Genomic DNA, 16306 nt, shown 5'->3' with positions numbered 1-16306 from the left:
GCTGTTTAACCATAGACAACCCCTCCGGCAGAGACTGTCAGAGGGGGAGAAGATGCCGGATAAAAACCTACCGACGACTGATTAACGCGCCAGCCACTGCTGTCCCAGCAGGTCTGCCGTCAAAATAGCGGCATGTACGCTTTCAGGCGTTACCGGGAACGGCATATTGTGGATGGTTTCACCTTCTGCACAGGTCGCTTTTGCTACGGCCATGATCTTGCCGTCAACGTCTTCTTTCACGCCCATTTCCGCTAACGTTACCGGCAGGCCTACTTTCTGACAGAAATTCAGCACGGTTTCGATCTCTTCCATCGGGCTGTTTTGCAGCACCAGTTGCGCCAGCGTACCAAAGGCGACTTTTTCACCGTGGTACAAATGGTGGCACTCTTCCAGAATCGTAAAGCCGTTGTGGATCGCATGCGCCCCTGCCAGACCGCTGCTTTCAAAACCGATGCCGCTGAGGTAAGTGTTAGCTTCGACAATACGCTCCAGCGCATCGGTCACCACGCCGGCCTGCGCGGCAAAGCGTGCCTTCTCGCCTTCCGCCAGCAGGGTATCATAGCACAAGCGCGCCAGGCTCAGCGCCGCCACGGTGGACTGTCCGCCCGCCATGCTGGTCGCTCTGGCGTCATAACAGGCTTTCGCTTCAAACCAGGTCGAGAGCGCATCGCCCATCCCGGCCACCAGCAGACGTACCGGCGCTTTGGCAATGATTGCAGTGTCCATTACCACCATATCCGGGTTTTTCGGGTAGATCAGATACTCTTCAAACTCGCCGGCTTCGGTATAGATAACGGACAGCGCGCTGGTTGGCGCATCGGTAGACGCGATAGTCGGGATCACCACCACCGGCAACTTCTGGTAGTAGCCAATCGCTTTGGCGGTATCCAGCGTTTTCCCACCGCCAATCCCAACCACACCGCGGCAACCGTGCTGTTTCAGAATGGCAATCAGGCGATTAATTTCAACATGGCTACATTCACCGTTAAAGCGTTCCGCATGGCAGCTAATGTCGTGGCTGTGCAGGCCGTTGAGTACTTTCTCTCCCGCCAGCTTCATCACGAAGTCATCCGCAATCACGAAAAAGCTGTCCGCCAGATTTTTAGCGTATTGACCAAACAAGGTGGAAGCGTCAGGACCCTGGAGATATTTGGCTGGAGATTGAATAACTTTTAGCATTCCTTTCATCCTCAAATAAGTACATGTTTTTACATGGTGAGCCCTGGCGTTAACCTGTTTAGCCTGATGCTGACGGCGAAAACGGGAGGTACCGGAGCGATGCAATAACTGTATGGCGAGGCGTGCACAAAAAAATCTTTCGTCTTTTTGTTCTGATATGAAACAGATAAAAACGACACATGTTCCATATTGGAACGCTTAACCATAAAAAATATAAGGTTTGCGATCCCGATCCGTTCATTTGCCACCAAATCTCCGGCACAGACGAATCTCACTTTCTCTTTTACCCACTCACTTGCCAAAATACCGGTAAAAAAAAGCTGACAGTACCGTGTGACCTGCATTCATCGCGAGAGGAAAAAGTCGAGCGAGCTCGCATTGTGGTCGTTCACCGTTCTTTTAGGTTTCATTTCGGAACAAAAAACAATAACAACGTTCCGTAATGAAACTCATTTTAACGTTGTTTTTTTCCACGCTGACTTCGCCAGAATCTCTCTATCGCCTCCGCACCATGACCATGCTTCCGGGGGTTTGTCTTACACTCAACCTCAAGGAGCCGTTATGTCTCAATTCTTTTTTAATCAACGCACCCATCTCGTGAGCGACGTCATCGACGGTACGATTATCGCCAGCCCGTGGAATAACCTGGCGCGTCTGGAAAGCGATCCGGCCATTCGCATCGTGGTCCGTCGTGACCTCAACAAAAATAACGTGGCGATCATTTCCGGCGGCGGTTCAGGGCACGAACCCGCGCACGTTGGGTTTATCGGTAAAGGTATGCTAACCGCCGCAGTCTGTGGCGACGTGTTCGCTTCCCCGAGCGTAGATGCGGTACTGACCGCCATTCAGGCGGTAACCGGTGAGGCGGGCTGTTTGTTGATCGTGAAAAATTACACCGGTGACCGTCTTAATTTCGGTCTTGCCGCCGAGAAAGCCCGTCGCCTTGGTTACAACGTTGAAATGCTGATTGTCGGCGATGACATCTCCCTGCCGGATAACAAACACCCGCGCGGCATTGCGGGAACCATCCTGGTGCATAAAATCGCGGGCTATTTTGCCGAACGCGGCTACAACCTCGCCACCGTCCTGCGTGAAGCGCAATACGCGGCCAATAACACCTTCAGTCTGGGCGTTGCGCTTTCCAGCTGTCATCTGCCGCAAGAAACCGACGCCGCCCCGCGTCATCATCCGGGCCACGCGGAGCTGGGTATGGGCATTCACGGCGAACCAGGCGCCTCGGTCATCGACACCCAGAACAGTGCGCAGGTGGTGAACCTGATGGTGGATAAACTGCTGGCTGCCCTGCCTGAAACCGGCCGTCTGGCGGTGATGATTAACAATCTTGGCGGCGTTTCTGTTGCCGAAATGGCCATCATTACCCGCGAACTGGCCAGCAGCCCGCTGCATCCGCGTATCGACTGGCTGATTGGCCCGGCCTCGTTGGTTACCGCGCTGGATATGAAAGGCTTTTCACTGACGGCCATCGTGTTGGAAGAGAGCATCGAAAAAGCGCTGCTCACAGAGGTGGAAACCAGTAACTGGCCGACGCCGGTCCCACCGCGTGAAATCAGCTGTGTACCGTCATCTCAGCGTAGCGCACGCGTGGAATTCCAGCCTTCGGCAAATGCCCTGGTGGCCGGGATTGTGGAGCTTGTCACCACAACCCTTTCCGATCTGGAGACCCATCTTAATGCGCTGGATGCCAAAGTCGGCGATGGCGATACCGGTTCAACCTTTGCCGCAGGCGCGCGCGAAATTGCCGGTCTGCTGCATCGTCAGCAGTTGCCGCTGGATAACCTTGCCACGCTGTTTGCGCTGATTGGCGAACGTCTGACCGTGGTGATGGGCGGTTCCAGCGGTGTGCTGATGTCTATTTTCTTTACCGCTGCGGGGCAGAAACTGGAACAGGGAGCTAACGTTGCCGAAGCCCTGAATACGGGACTGGCGCAGATGAAGTTCTACGGCGGCGCAGACGAAGGCGATCGCACCATGATTGATGCGCTGCAACCGGCTCTGACTTCGCTGCTCACGCAGCCGCAAAATCTGCAGGCCGCCTTCGACGCCGCGCAAGCGGGAGCCGAACGAACCTGTTTGTCGAGCAAAGCCAATGCGGGTCGCGCATCGTATCTGAGCAGTGAAAGCCTGCTCGGAAATATGGACCCCGGCGCGCATGCCGTCGCAATGGTATTTAAAGCGCTGGCAGAGAGTGAATTGGGCTAAGCCATAAATGCCTGATAAGGCACTTGCGCCGCCATCCGGCGAAGATATGCCTGATGCGCTGCGCTTATCAGGCCTACGAGTGCAAACTTTTGTAGGCCGGATAAGGCGCTTGCGCCGCCATCCGGCGAAGAAGTGCCTGATGCGCTGCGCTTATCAAGCCTGCGAGTGCAAACCTATGTAGGCCGGATAAGGCGCTTGCGCCGCCATCCGGCAAAGATACGCCTGATGCGCTGCGCTTATCAGCCCTACGAGTGCAAACCTATGTAGGCCGGATAAGGCGCTTGCGCCGCCATCCGGCAAAAATACGCCTGGTGCGCTGCGCTTATCAGGCCTGCGAGTGCAAACCTATGTAGGCCGGATAAGGCGCTTGCGCCGCCATCCGGCAGTGCGTTAACGATAAACGCGGATCCCGCCCTCTACGCCGCGGCTAAACAGCACCTGCCAAAGCTCAATATCTCTGGCGCGGAAAGCCCCGGCGCAGGCACATAAATAATAATTAAACATTCTTCTGAAGGTGGCGGAGTAACGTGAAGACAGCTCCGGCCAGGCCTGATTAAAGCGCTCATGCCAGGCCATCAGCGTTTTATCGTAATCGCTGCCAAAGTTATGCCAGTCCTCCATCACAAACCGTGATTCGCTGGCCTCGGCAATATGGGAAATCGACGGTAAGCAACCGTTCGGGAAAATGTATTTATTGATCCACGGATCGACGCTCATCCCTTTTTTATTGCTGCCAATGGTATGCAGCAGGAACAGTCCATCCGGTTTTAAACAACGGTCAGCGATGCTGAAATAGGTGTCGTAGTTTTTCGGCCCGACGTGTTCAAACATCCCCACGGACACAATGCGATCGTAGTGTTTATCAAGATCGCGATAATCCTGCAGCAGAATGTTAACGTCCAGCCCTTCACAGCGCTGCTGCGCCATTTTCTGCTGCTCTTTGGAAATGGTAACGCCTTCTACCGCCACGCCATAATGACGCGCCGCATATTCTGCCAACCCTCCCCATCCACAACCGATATCGAGTAAACGCATACCCGGCTTAAGCTGCAGCTTCTCGCAGATCATTTTTAATTTGGCATTTTGCGCTTCGTCTAATGTGGTCGCGTCTTTCCAGTAACCGCAGGAATATTGCATATGCGGATCAAGCATCAGCGCAAAGAGATCGTTACCAATATCATAATGTTCTTTACCGACGATCCATGCACGGCTACGTGACTGCAAATTAAACAGGCGTGCGCTGGCAATGCGTAAAATATCTTTCAGATTACCTGGCATCTGCTGGTCGAGTTTTGCTTTCAGGATTTTGCAGAACAGAATATCGAGCCGTTCGCAGTCCCACCAGCCTTCCATATAGCTTTCGCCAAGCCCTAACGAGCCTTGTTGCAATACCCGTTTAAAGAAACCGGTATGATGAAGTTGAATGTCCCAGGCGCGCGAGCCATTAATTCTGATATCCGCTTGCGAAAGCAGCTCTTTTCCCATTCGGGTCCAGTTATCATTTGTTTCATTGACGATGACAGCATCTGAACAAAGCGAGTTCATGGTATTTACCAAAAGTGGACTAAAAATTATTACGCAAGATTATTATGGAAAAAAGAGTGTATGTATTATGATCCGCGGACAAAATCTATCGAACAGCGGACACACCATCGGGAGCATTGACGATTCATTTATGGAAACTCTCGCGCAAAAACAGTGGAACTCCTTCCCGGATAACTCCATGACCGAACTGCCGCAGGACGTATTCTTTCGCTCTTATGTCCTGGAAGCCAACCACCATGTACCGCAGCATTCACACTCTTTTATGCAGTTTCATTTCGCCCGCAAAGGCAGCATGCGCATTGATGTTGCCGGTAAGTGCTGGATAATCCCGGCGCATTATGGCATCTGGATCCCAAATAATACGGAGCATGCGGTTTGGGCATTAGATGATGTATATTTAGAAAATCTGGATATTAAACCGGGTTTTCTTGAAGAGAGCATCAATGAATGCAAAGTAGTGGCTATCAGTGATTTCGCCAGAGAGTTTATTCATTACGCCACTAATTCAATTTCAGGCCATTATGATAGTCAGTCAAAAGAGGGCAAGCTGGTTAGTGTGCTGGTCGATATTATTCTGCAACTCCCGGAAGTCGCTTTTGTATTACCCTGGCCGCAGGATCGCGAATTAACCAAAGTCTGCCGAACAATACAAGAATCCCCCGCACTGGAGCATTCGGTTGAATACTGGGCGCAGCATTTGGGTATGTCTGCCCGTACCTTTTCACGTCATTTCAAAAAAGAAACCGGATTGCCCTTCAGCGTCTGGAAGCAAAAAATGCGAATACTTGAATCGGTATTAATGCTGAAGAAAAATAAAAGCGTAACCGCCGTGGCACTCGACGTTGGGTATTCAAGTACCGCGGCATTTAGCTACGCATTCCGCCAGGCGTTTGGCGTTCCGCCCTCTAATTACTGATTAACGGCGTTGATGCCAGTAAGCCGCTGCACGAACCCGTTGCTGATCGAACGCCTCGGTTTCAAAACGAGCACTCAGGTTTTTGACCACCTTTCCTTCGCCAGTGATCCAGATGAAATAATCGTCTGTGGGCATGCTTAGCCGCGATAAGTGTTCATTCACCGCCTGCTCGTTATGGCCGATAAACCACTGAAGAGTAAATCCGTCGAGATGGGCAAAATAGTCCTGGTAGGCTGCATCCTGCACGCTAACCAGCGCCGTGACGTTCGGACGTACCACCAAACGGCTGAGCGACTCCAGGCGTCGGCGCAACGCGGGCATTCCCGACTCATCACACACGTAAACCTGATACGCATAATCCTCTGGCACCACCAAAGAACCGCGCGGCCCGCCGATCGTCAGCTTGTCACCCTCACGGGCATTCATCGCCCACGTACTTGCCACGCCGCCGTCATGAATATAGAAATCCAGTGCCAGCTCATGGCGCGCTTCGTCATACAACGGCGTGTAGTCACGGGAGAGCGGACGTACACCGTCCGCCCAGACAATGCCTTCATCGGTGACGACAGGTGGTACAAAGTTGCTGCCCGGTTCAGGGAAAAAGACCTTGGTATGGTCGTCAAAGCCGCGTGAGCTAAAACCGTCCAGCGCGTCACCGCCCAGTACAATACGCTGAAAGCCCGCGCTAATACGCTCTACGCGCAGGACAGTAAGTTCTCGAAAACGCAGTTCATTGCGAACGCGCTGTGGGTAGCGTGAGATGTTTTTTGTCATTTTTTCGCCTTGTGAAGATAATACGATATATCTAAATTGATTTTTTAAATGATAATGATTGCTAATCAAAAATATTGCAAGCACTTTTTGATATAGTTAAATTATGATTACCCGGCTATCACACCCATATAAAAACAGTTAATAATCATCACGTTATACAGAATATAATTTGTAGACTTGCAAACTGATATTTTTTAGATATAAATTAGATATATCTAAATAACATCAGGAGACGATGATGCAAAACCATCATGAAGGTTGCTGTAAGCACACAGAGCACCAACACGAAGGCTGCTGCAAGGGTGAAGGACATCACCATGAAGGCCGCCACAACGAGCACCATGCAGGTTGCTGCAAAGGTGAAGAACATCGCCATGAAGGTTGTAACAAAGAACATCACCACGAGCAGGGTTGCGGACATCGCCACGGTCGTGGTGGCGGCGGTGGTCGTCGTCAGCGGTTCTTTGGCCACGGCGAATTACGCCTGGTGATTCTGGATATCTTGACCCGCGACGCCAGCCACGGCTACGAACTGATTAAAGCGATTGAAACCCTGACTCAGGGTAACTACACCCCAAGCCCGGGCGTTATCTATCCAACGCTGGATTTCTTGCAGGATCAGGCACTGATCACCGTCAGCGACGAGGAAGGTGGGCGTAAACAGATTGCGATCACGACTCAGGGCCAGCAGTGGCTGGATGAGAACCGTGAACATCTGGAACATATCCACGAACGGATTAAAGCCCGCTGCGTGGGTTTTGAATTACGCAAAAATCCACAGATGAAACGCGCGCTGGAAAACTTCAAAGCCGTGCTGGATCTACGCGTCAATCATGGTGATACCAGCGATGCGCAGATCAAAAAAATCATCGGTATTATCGATCGCGCTGCACTGGATATTACTCAGCTGGATTAATCTGCACAGCAGGCGGAACCCGTATGCCCAACGTTCCGCCTGTATTTTTAGTATTAATGCAGCACCGTAACCGCATCTTCCAGACGACCCGCGCGATGTTTCACCATCGCGGAAATCTGCGCACTCTCTTCAACCAGTTCGGCGTTTTTCTGTGTAATGTTGCTTAATTCATTCACCGCGCGGGTCAGGCTGGAAAGACCATCTGACTGTTCCAGCGTGGAGTGGCTGATTTGGGCAATCAGCTGAGTGACGTTTTGCACCTGCGCCACAATATCGTCCATCGTGCGTCCTGCGGCGTGAACCTGGTCAGATCCGGACTGCACCTTGTCAGCGCTGGCATCAATCAGCTTGCGAATATCATTGGCTGCACTGGCGCTACGGCTAGCAAGATGACGTACTTCTCCCGCCACCACGGCGAACCCTTTCCCCTGCTCGCCCGCCCGCGCGGCTTCAACAGCGGCATTCAAAGCCAGAATGTTGGTCTGGAAGGCAATATCGTTAATCAGCGTCGTAATGGTGCCGATCCGCTGGGTGCTGTTGGCGATATCGTCCATGGTTTTGATGACGGTATCCATCGCCTCACCGCCGTGCGTTGCCGCGCTACTGGCGGCAATAGAGAGCTTATCGGCCGCGGCGGCGGTCTCTGAGTTTTGTTTCACCGATGCCGCCATCTGATTCATGGTGGTCACCGTTTCCTGCACGTTCTCGACAGTCTGCTGCGTATGCTTGTTTAAATCATCGCTGCCTTTCGCCAGCGTTTCGCTGTCGCTGCGCACGCAACTCACCTGGCTGGAGACGTCGTGAATGAGCCAGCGACACATTAATCCAAGTTGGCCCACTGCTCGTAGCATCAGGCCCAGTTCATCACTACGGTTAAGATGCGACACGCTGTTCCGCTCACCGGTCGCCACTTTCAGCGCCTGACGGGTGACATTCTCAATAGGACGCACAATTTGCCATTCGAAAATAGCCGTTCCAAAAAGCATCACCAATGCGCTCATCAGCAGTAACGGCCATTCGGCGCCCATTTGCTGCAATGCGACCGCTAGCAGGACAAACATGAATGCCATCACGCTGCGCACCCGCCAGCGAATCGGCATCGCCGGCAGTTTACCCAGCCAGCCTTTGCGTACCACCAGCCCTTTATGAATACGTCGGTTGCAACGTCCTTCGTTCAGCGCTTTATATAAAGGCTCTACCGCCGCAATTTCCTCGTCAGTAGCCCGGGTACGAATCGACATATACCCGGTCACGCGTCCTTCCCGCACCATCGGCACCGCATTGGCCCTCACCCAGTAGTGATCGCCATTCTTACGCCGGTTTTTCACAATCCCGCTCCATGGCTCGCCCTGCTTCAGGGTGTACCACATATCCGCAAACGCCGCTTTTGGCATGTCCGGATGACGAACCTGATTGTGCGGCTTATCGAGCAATTCATTCAGCTGATAGCCACTGACCTGGACAAATGTATCGTTCGCATGGGTGATATAGCTTTGTAAATCGGTGGTAGACATGAGGGTGATATCATCATCCAGCGGTGTATTTTGCTGACTAACGTAGGGATGAGAAGACATGATTGCGTCCTGTGCAGGTTATCTGGTTGTTAACTCTTTCGGCTTATGTTATTTCGGCGATAATTTTTTTATCTTTAGTTGTTAAATTTGATTTAGATCGCAATTTGCGATTAAACCTCAAAATCTGTACGCATTCTAATCCATTGATTTAAAATACTTTCATCTAGTAACTATTCAACGTCACTTCTACCAGCGCACCGTCACAGTGCAAATATTGCCCATTTTTAGCGCAAATTTGCGTTTATTCGATCTGTTTTCAGGCTCCTTACTTGGGCAAAATGCCAGCAAATGTTAAATCGCGGCATTAAATGTTGCGTAAATGAGATGTTTCCTGGTGTTTATCCCGATTTTTGCTAAGCGCGCCGGAATGGCGCAATCCCTGCAATACTTAATTCAGTATCATGTGATACGCGAGCTCCGGGAGCATATTTTGAACAGGTTACCTTCCAGCGCATCGGCCCTGGCCTGCAGCGCACACGCACTGAATCTCATCGAAAAGCGCACGCTTGATCATGAGGAAATGAAATCGTTAAACCGAGAGGTGATTGAGTACTTCAAGGAGCATGTCAATCCGGGGTTCTTAGAGTATCGAAAATCTGTAACTGCAGGCGGGGATTACGGAGCCGTAGAGTGGCAAGCGGGAAGCCTGAATACGCTTGTCGACACCCAGGGGCAGGAGTTCGTCGATTGCCTGGGTGGTTTTGGAATTTTCAACGTGGGGCACCGTAATCCAGTCGTGGTTTCCGCCGTACAGAATCAACTCGCGAAACAACCTCTGCACAGCCAGGAGTTACTTGACCCTCTGCGGGCCATGCTGGCAAAAACCCTCGCCGCACTGGCACCCGGTAAACTGAAATACAGTTTTTTCTGTAACAGCGGGACCGAGTCGGTTGAAGCCGCCCTGAAGCTGGCGAAAGCATATCAATCGCCGCGCGGTAAATTTACGTTTATTGCCACCAGCGGCGCATTCCACGGTAAATCACTGGGCGCGCTGTCCGCTACGGCTAAATCCACCTTCCGTAAACCTTTTATGCCGCTGCTGCCGGGCTTCCGTCATGTGCCGTTTGGCGATATTAACGCAATGCGCACCATGCTCAGCGAGTGTAAAAAGACCGGTGACGATGTCGCAGCTGTGATCCTCGAACCGATCCAGGGTGAAGGAGGGGTGATCCTGCCGCCGCAAGGTTATTTGACCGCCGTTCGTAAACTTTGCGATGAGTTTGGCGCGCTGATGATCCTTGACGAAGTGCAAACCGGCATGGGGCGTACCGGCAAGATGTTCGCCTGCGAACACGAAAACGTGCAACCCGACATTATGTGCCTGGCCAAAGCGTTGGGCGGCGGTGTGATGCCAATTGGCGCGACCATTGCCACCGAAGAGGTGTTCTCCGTCCTGTTCGACAATCCTTTCCTGCATACCACCACGTTTGGCGGCAACCCGCTCGCTTGTGCAGCTGCGCTGGCCACCATTAACGTCCTGCTGGAGCAAAATTTACCGGCTCAGGCGGAGCAGAAAGGCGATATGTTGCTGGATGGTTTCCGCCAGCTTGCGCGGGAATACCCGGACCTGGTGCATGATGTACGCGGTAAGGGAATGCTGATGGCGATTGAGTTTGTCGATAATGAAATCGGCTACAACTTTGCCAGTGAGATGTTCCGCCAGCGGGTGCTGGTTGCCGGCACACTTAATAATGCAAAGACGATCCGCATCGAACCACCGTTGACGTTAACGATCGAGCAATGCGATCTGGTATTGCGATCGACGCGCAAAGCCCTGGCAGCATTACGGGTGAGCGTGGAGCAAATGTAACAACCTTACCCGGCCTATAGAAGACACTCTTTTGTAGGCCGGATAAGGCGTAGCCGCCATCCGGCAATTAACCTAACTTAAACAATCCGCACACCAGCAGGCATAAGGCGTTCTGGCGTCAACAGTACGCTTTCACTACCGTCGTCGGTTTCCGCACACAGCAGCATGCACTCTGATGTCTCACCGCGCATTTTGGCCTTTTGCAGATTACACAGCACCACCACCGTTTTGCCCATCAACTCCTCTTCACTGTAGTAAGGCACCAGGCTGGTTACGGTTTGCAGCGTACGCTCTCCCACATCTACCTGTACGATATACAGCTTATCGGCATTGTCATGGCGCTTTACCTGTGCGATTTTTCCAACACGTATTTCCATTCGGGCAAAATCAGCAAATGCGACGGTATCCATTGTTTTCTCCTTTGGTAAAATTTTACTAAATACTAGCAAAATATTTTCCGGGCATTGTTCTCAAAAGCGGGAAAATGACGTACTCATCACACTCTGAAAGCCCAGTTTTACCCCGGGCATGTCAATTAATCATGCTTTTTTTACTGAAAACAGATGAATAGATAAGCACTTCATTTACAATGCGCAGGTAACTCAGGGAAAAGGCAAACATGGCAACACTTAAAGACATCGCAATCGAAGCTGGCGTGTCCCTGGCGACAGTGTCCCGGGTTTTAAACGATGACCCCACGCTGAATGTAAAAGAAGAGACTAAGCATCGCATTCTGGAGATCGCGGAAAAGCTGGAGTACAAAACCAGCAGCGCCCGAAAGAACCAGACTAGTGCGCTCGGCCCCCAGCATATTCTGGCGCTCTACAGCTATCAGCAAGATTTGGAAATCAACGATCCTTACTACCTCGCGATCCGCCATGGGATTGAAACCCAGTGTGAGAAACTCGGGATCGAACTGACCAACTGCTATGAGCACAGTGGTCTGCCGGAGAGCAAACACATTACCGGCATTCTTATTGTCGGCAAGCCTTCCCCCGCTCTGCGCGAGGCGGCAACAGCGCTTACCGACAACATCTGCTTTATCGATTTCCATGAATCCGGCAGCGAATATGACGCCGTCGATATCGATCTGGCACGCATCAGCAAAGAGAGCATCGACTTCTTCATTGCCCAGGGCGTCACCCGCATTGGTTTCATCGGTGGCGAAGACCAGCCAGGCAAGGCCGATATCCGCGAAGCCGCGTTTGTCGAATACGGTCGTCTACAGCAGGTCGTTTCTGAACAGGATATCTATCGCGGCGGTTTCTCCAGTTCATCAGGCTATGAACTGGCTAAAGAAATGCTGGCGAAACCCGACTATCCCAGCGCCCTGTTTGTGGCTTCAGACTCGATTGCCATTGGCGTTCTGCGCGCCATCCACGAGCGTGGTCTGAATATTCCGCAGGATATTTCGCTGATTAGCGTTAATGATATCCCAACGGCGCGTTTCACCTTTCCTCCGCTTTCCACCGTTCGCATTCATTCGGAAATGATGGGCAGTCAGGGCGTCAACCTGCTGTTCGAAAAGGCCCGTGACGGGCGTGCGCTCCCCCTGCTGGTTTTTGTTCCCAGCAAGCTGAAACTGCGCGGCACCACCCGCTGAAATCCCCCGTTAACCCGCCCGGTTTCTTCTGATGCCGGGCGCGCATTGTCATGCATTCTTTTCCGCGTCCGAATTATTTTCGTGATCCAGTTAAAGTAAATCACCTCACCCGCTATATTTTAGTAAAACTTTTACTAAAATCACCATCAATTACACTTACCCACCATTACAATGAATGGTTCCGATTTTTCTCCACCGGGAGGCCTTATGAATCGCTGGGAAAACATTCAGCTCACCCACGAAAATCGACTGGCGCCACGCGCATATTTTTTCTCTTACGACTCCGTTGCGCAGGCTCGCTCATTTGCCCGCGAAACCAGCAGTCTCTTTCAGCTGCTAAGCGGTCAGTGGAATTTTCAGTTCTTTGAGCATCCTCTGCAGGTGCCGGAAGCCTTTACGTCGCAGTTTATGAGTGACTGGGGCAGCATCACCGTCCCCGGCATGTGGCAGATGGAAGGACACGGCAAGCTGCAGTATACCGACGAAGGTTTTCCTTTCCCGATTGATGTCCCCTACGTTCCGACCAATAACCCCACCGGGGCCTATCAGCGTATTTTCACCCTCAGCGAAGGCTGGCAGGGCAAACAGACGCTGATTAAGTTTGATGGCGTAGAAACCTACTTCGAAGTTTACGTGAATGGTCAGTACGTTGGCTTCAGCAAAGGCAGTCGCCTGACGGCCGAATTTGATATCAGCGCGGTGGTGAAGACCGGTGATAACCTGCTGTGCGTTCGCGTAATGCAATGGGCTGATTCCACCTACGTTGAAGACCAGGATATGTGGTGGTCGGCGGGAATTTTCCGCGACGTCTATCTGGTCGGCAAACAGGCGACCCACATTCAGGATTTTACTGTTCGCACCGAGTTCGATGATGACTATCGCGACGCCACCCTCTCCTGCGACATTGCGCTGGAAAACCTGGCCTCCACGCCAGCGATAGCGTCGCTGGAATACACCTTGTTTGACGGTGAGAAGGCGCTGCATAGCGGTGTGATTAACACCCTGAAGGTGGATAAACAAACGCAGACCGCTTTTCATTTCAAGGTTAGCGCGCCGCAGCAGTGGTCTGCGGAATCGCCGTATCTCTACCATCTGGTGATGACGCTGAAAGATGCCAGCGGCAACATCCTTGAGGTCGTGCCACAGCGCGTTGGATTCCGCGATATTAAAGTTCGCGACGGTCTGTTTTACATCAATAACCGCTACGTGATGCTGCATGGCGTTAACCGCCACGATAACGATCATCTTAAGGGCCGCGCGGTCGGTATGGATCGCGTTGAAAAAGATCTGCTGTTAATGAAGCAGCACAACATCAACTCCGTACGCACCGCCCATTACCCGAACGATCCGCGTTTCTATGAATTGTGCGATATCTACGGCCTGTTCGTGATGGCCGAAACAGACGTTGAATCTCACGGCTTCGCCAATATCGGCGATATCAGTCGGATCACCGACGATCCACTGTGGGAAAATGTCTACGTTGAGCGCATCGTGCGCCACGTCCATGCGCAGAAAAATCACCCTTCGATCATCATCTGGTCGCTCGGTAACGAATCCGGATACGGCTGTAACATCCGCGCCATGTATCACGCTGCGAAAGCGCTGGATGACACGCGTCTGATCCATTACGAAGAAGATCGTGACGCTGAAGTGGTGGATATCATCTCCACCATGTACACCCGCGTGCCGCTGATGAATGAGTTTGGTGAATATCCGCATCCTAAACCGCGCATCATCTGTGAATATGCTCACGCCATGGGCAACGGTCCTGGCGGGCTAACAGAATATCAGAACGTCTTCTATCAGCATGATTGCATTCAGGGGCACTATGTCTGGGAGTGGTGCGATCACGGGATTCAGGCTAAAGATGACGACGGCAACGTCTGGTACAAATATGGCGGCGACTACGGCGACTATCCGAACAACTACAACTTCTGCCTTGATGGCCTGATTTATTCCGATCAAACCCCAGGACCGGGACTGAAAGAGTACAAGCAGGTAATTGCGCCGGTGAAAGTGCGCGCACAGGATCTGGCCCGCGGCGAGCTACGGGTAGAAAACAAACTATGGTTCACCACGCTTGACGACTACACCTTGCATATTGAGGTTCGCGCCGAAGGAGATACGCTCTCTGTTCAGCAGATAAAACTGCGCGACGTTCCTCCCAACAGCGACGCGCTGCTGCAATGTGCACTGCCGGAGCTGGATGCGCGCGAAGCGTTCCTTAACGTCACCGTGACGAAAGATTCCCGTACGTCATACAGCGAAGCAGGGCATCACATCGCGACTTATCAGTTCCCGCTGAAGGCCAGAACGGCGGCTGCCGTACCGTTTAGCCTGCAAAACGCCAACCCTCTGACGCTGGAAGACAGCCGCCAGAGCTGCACCGTTCGCGGTTATAACTTCCATCTGACCTTCTCAAAGCTGACCGGTAAACCGATCGCCTGGAACGTCAATGGCGAAGAGCTGATTACCCGCGAGCCGAAGATTAATTTCTTTAAACCGACCATTGATAACCACAAGCAAGAGTTCGAAGGCCTCTGGCAGCCGAATCATTTACAGATTATGCAGGAGCATCTGCGCGAGTTTACCCTTGAGCAAACCGATGATGCGCTGCTGATAACCAGCCAGACCATTATCGCCCCGCCGGTATTCGATTTCGGTATGCGCTGCACCTATCGCTGGCGCATTGCCGCGGACGGTCAGCTGAATGTGGAACTTTCTGGCCAGCCTTACGGCGAGTACCGGGACATTATTCCGTGCATCGGTTTCACGATGGGCATCAACGGTGATTTGGGCCAGGTGGCGTATTACGGACGTGGTCCAGGTGAAAACTATGCCGATAGCCAGCAGGCCAACATCATCGACATCTGGCGCAGCAGCGTGGATGAGATGTTCGAAAATTATCCTTTCCCGCAAAACAACGGCAATCGTCAGGACGTGCGCTGGGCAACACTAACCAACCGCCACGGCAACGGTCTGCTGGTGGTTCCGCAGCGCCCTGTCAACCTGAGCGCCTGGCGCTATACGTCAGAAAATATCTTTGCCGCACAACACTGCAACGCGCTACAGCGTAGCGATGACATCACCCTGAATCTGGACCACCAGTTGCTGGGCTTAGGTTCCAACTCGTGGGGAAGTGAAGTACTCGATTCCTGGCGCGTCTGGTTTACGTCATTCAGCTACGGCTTCACGTTGTTGCCGGTTTCCGGCAGCGAATCTGGCGCTCAAACCACCGCCAACCGCGCCTTTGGCACCGGGTTCTTTTCCACGAATATGCACAGCGAGAATACAAAATGAGGATCATCGACAACTTAGAGCAGTTCCAGCAACGCTATGCTTCAGGTCGGAAATGGCAACGCTGCGTCGAGGCTATTGAAAATATTGACAATATTCAGCCAGGCGTCGCCCACTCTATCGGTGATTCCCTGAGCTACCGCGTGGAGACAGACTCCGCGACCGATGCGCTGTTTACCGGTCATCGTCGTTATTTTGAGATCCATTACTACCTGCAAGGGCAGCAAAAAATAGAGTATGCCGCCAAAGAGGATCTCCAGGTGGTTGAATATTATCGCGATGAAACCGATCGCGAATATCTGAAAGGTTGTGGAAAAACCGTCGAAGTGCACGAAGGACAAATGGTTATTTGTGACAACCATGAAGCCTATCGTTTTATTTGTAATAACGCAGTGAAAAAAGTCGTACTCAAAGTCACCATCGAAGATGGTTATTTTCATAATAAATAAAAACACAGGCGGCGCCGACGTTG

The 16306-nt window shown here is 52.1% G+C and carries 12 protein-coding genes; 7 read left to right on the top strand and 5 right to left on the bottom strand.

What is annotated here, in order from left to right; genetic code table 11:
• Positions 1-81: 81 nt before the first annotated feature.
• Entirely contained in the window at positions 82-1179 is a 1098-nt protein-coding gene (locus GHC22_RS03100; RefSeq protein ID WP_003024745.1) for a glycerol dehydrogenase, read from the bottom strand.
• A gap of 561 nt (positions 1180-1740) precedes the next feature.
• On the opposite strand from GHC22_RS03100, the gene GHC22_RS03095 reads away from it, so the two are divergent.
• Positions 1741-3399, top strand: coding sequence for a glycerone kinase (locus GHC22_RS03095; RefSeq protein WP_153752182.1), 1659 nt, complete (start codon positions 1741-1743; stop codon positions 3397-3399).
• Between the two features lie 390 nt (positions 3400-3789).
• Here GHC22_RS03095 and cfa read toward each other — a convergent pair whose 3' ends face one another.
• Positions 3790-4944 carry a cyclopropane fatty acyl phospholipid synthase gene (cfa, locus tag GHC22_RS03090; protein WP_048225647.1) on the bottom strand — a complete coding sequence of 385 codons (1155 nt, stop codon included), beginning with the start codon at positions 4942-4944 and terminating at the stop codon, positions 3790-3792.
• Positions 4945-5011: 67 nt separating this feature from the next.
• On the opposite strand from cfa, the gene GHC22_RS03085 reads away from it, so the two are divergent.
• Positions 5012-5860 carry an AraC family transcriptional regulator gene (locus GHC22_RS03085; protein WP_153752181.1) on the top strand — a complete coding sequence of 283 codons (849 nt, stop codon included), beginning with the start codon at positions 5012-5014 and terminating at the stop codon, positions 5858-5860.
• Here GHC22_RS03085 and GHC22_RS03080 read toward each other — a convergent pair whose 3' ends face one another.
• Positions 5861-6634 (bottom strand): siderophore-interacting protein, encoded by a 774-nt coding sequence (locus GHC22_RS03080; protein ID WP_048225649.1) that lies wholly within the window; start codon positions 6632-6634, stop codon positions 5861-5863.
• A 235-nt stretch (positions 6635-6869) separates the two neighbouring features.
• On the opposite strand from GHC22_RS03080, the gene GHC22_RS03075 reads away from it, so the two are divergent.
• Entirely contained in the window at positions 6870-7550 is a 681-nt protein-coding gene (locus GHC22_RS03075; protein ID WP_165612482.1) for a PadR family transcriptional regulator, read from the top strand.
• A 53-nt stretch (positions 7551-7603) separates the two neighbouring features.
• On the opposite strand, the gene GHC22_RS03070 is transcribed toward GHC22_RS03075, so the two are convergent.
• Positions 7604-9124 carry a PAS domain-containing methyl-accepting chemotaxis protein gene (locus GHC22_RS03070; protein WP_008785863.1) on the bottom strand — a complete coding sequence of 507 codons (1521 nt, stop codon included), beginning with the start codon at positions 9122-9124 and terminating at the stop codon, positions 7604-7606.
• Between the two features lie 430 nt (positions 9125-9554).
• Here GHC22_RS03070 and ygjG point away from each other — a divergent pair, with 430 nt between their 5' ends.
• Positions 9555-10934 (top strand): putrescine aminotransferase, encoded by a 1380-nt coding sequence (gene ygjG, locus GHC22_RS03065; RefSeq protein ID WP_167371260.1) that lies wholly within the window; start codon positions 9555-9557, stop codon positions 10932-10934.
• A gap of 77 nt (positions 10935-11011) precedes the next feature.
• On the opposite strand, the gene GHC22_RS03060 is transcribed toward ygjG, so the two are convergent.
• Positions 11012-11344, bottom strand: coding sequence for a tRNA-binding protein (locus tag GHC22_RS03060; RefSeq protein ID WP_016157522.1), 333 nt, complete (start codon positions 11342-11344; stop codon positions 11012-11014).
• A 209-nt stretch (positions 11345-11553) separates the two neighbouring features.
• On the opposite strand from GHC22_RS03060, the gene ebgR reads away from it, so the two are divergent.
• From ebgR to GHC22_RS03045, 3 genes are all read left to right on the top strand, one after another.
• Positions 11554-12537 (top strand): transcriptional regulator EbgR, encoded by a 984-nt coding sequence (gene ebgR / locus GHC22_RS03055; RefSeq protein ID WP_032945068.1) that lies wholly within the window; start codon positions 11554-11556, stop codon positions 12535-12537.
• Positions 12538-12744: 207 nt separating this feature from the next.
• Entirely contained in the window at positions 12745-15837 is a 3093-nt protein-coding gene (gene ebgA / locus GHC22_RS03050; protein ID WP_153752179.1) for a beta-galactosidase subunit alpha, read from the top strand.
• Entirely contained in the window at positions 15834-16283 is a 450-nt protein-coding gene (locus GHC22_RS03045; RefSeq protein ID WP_003828536.1) for a beta-galactosidase subunit beta, read from the top strand. Before ebgA ends, GHC22_RS03045 begins: the two co-directional genes overlap by 4 nt.
• The last annotated feature ends 23 nt before the right edge of the window (positions 16284-16306 follow it).

It is taken from the genome of Citrobacter sp. H12-3-2 (assembly GCF_009649895.1).
Taxonomy (GTDB): Bacteria; Pseudomonadota; Gammaproteobacteria; order Enterobacterales; family Enterobacteriaceae; genus Citrobacter; species Citrobacter portucalensis.
The sequence above is the reverse complement of the archived record's forward strand: the minus strand, read 5'-3'. Positions and strand labels throughout refer to the sequence as shown.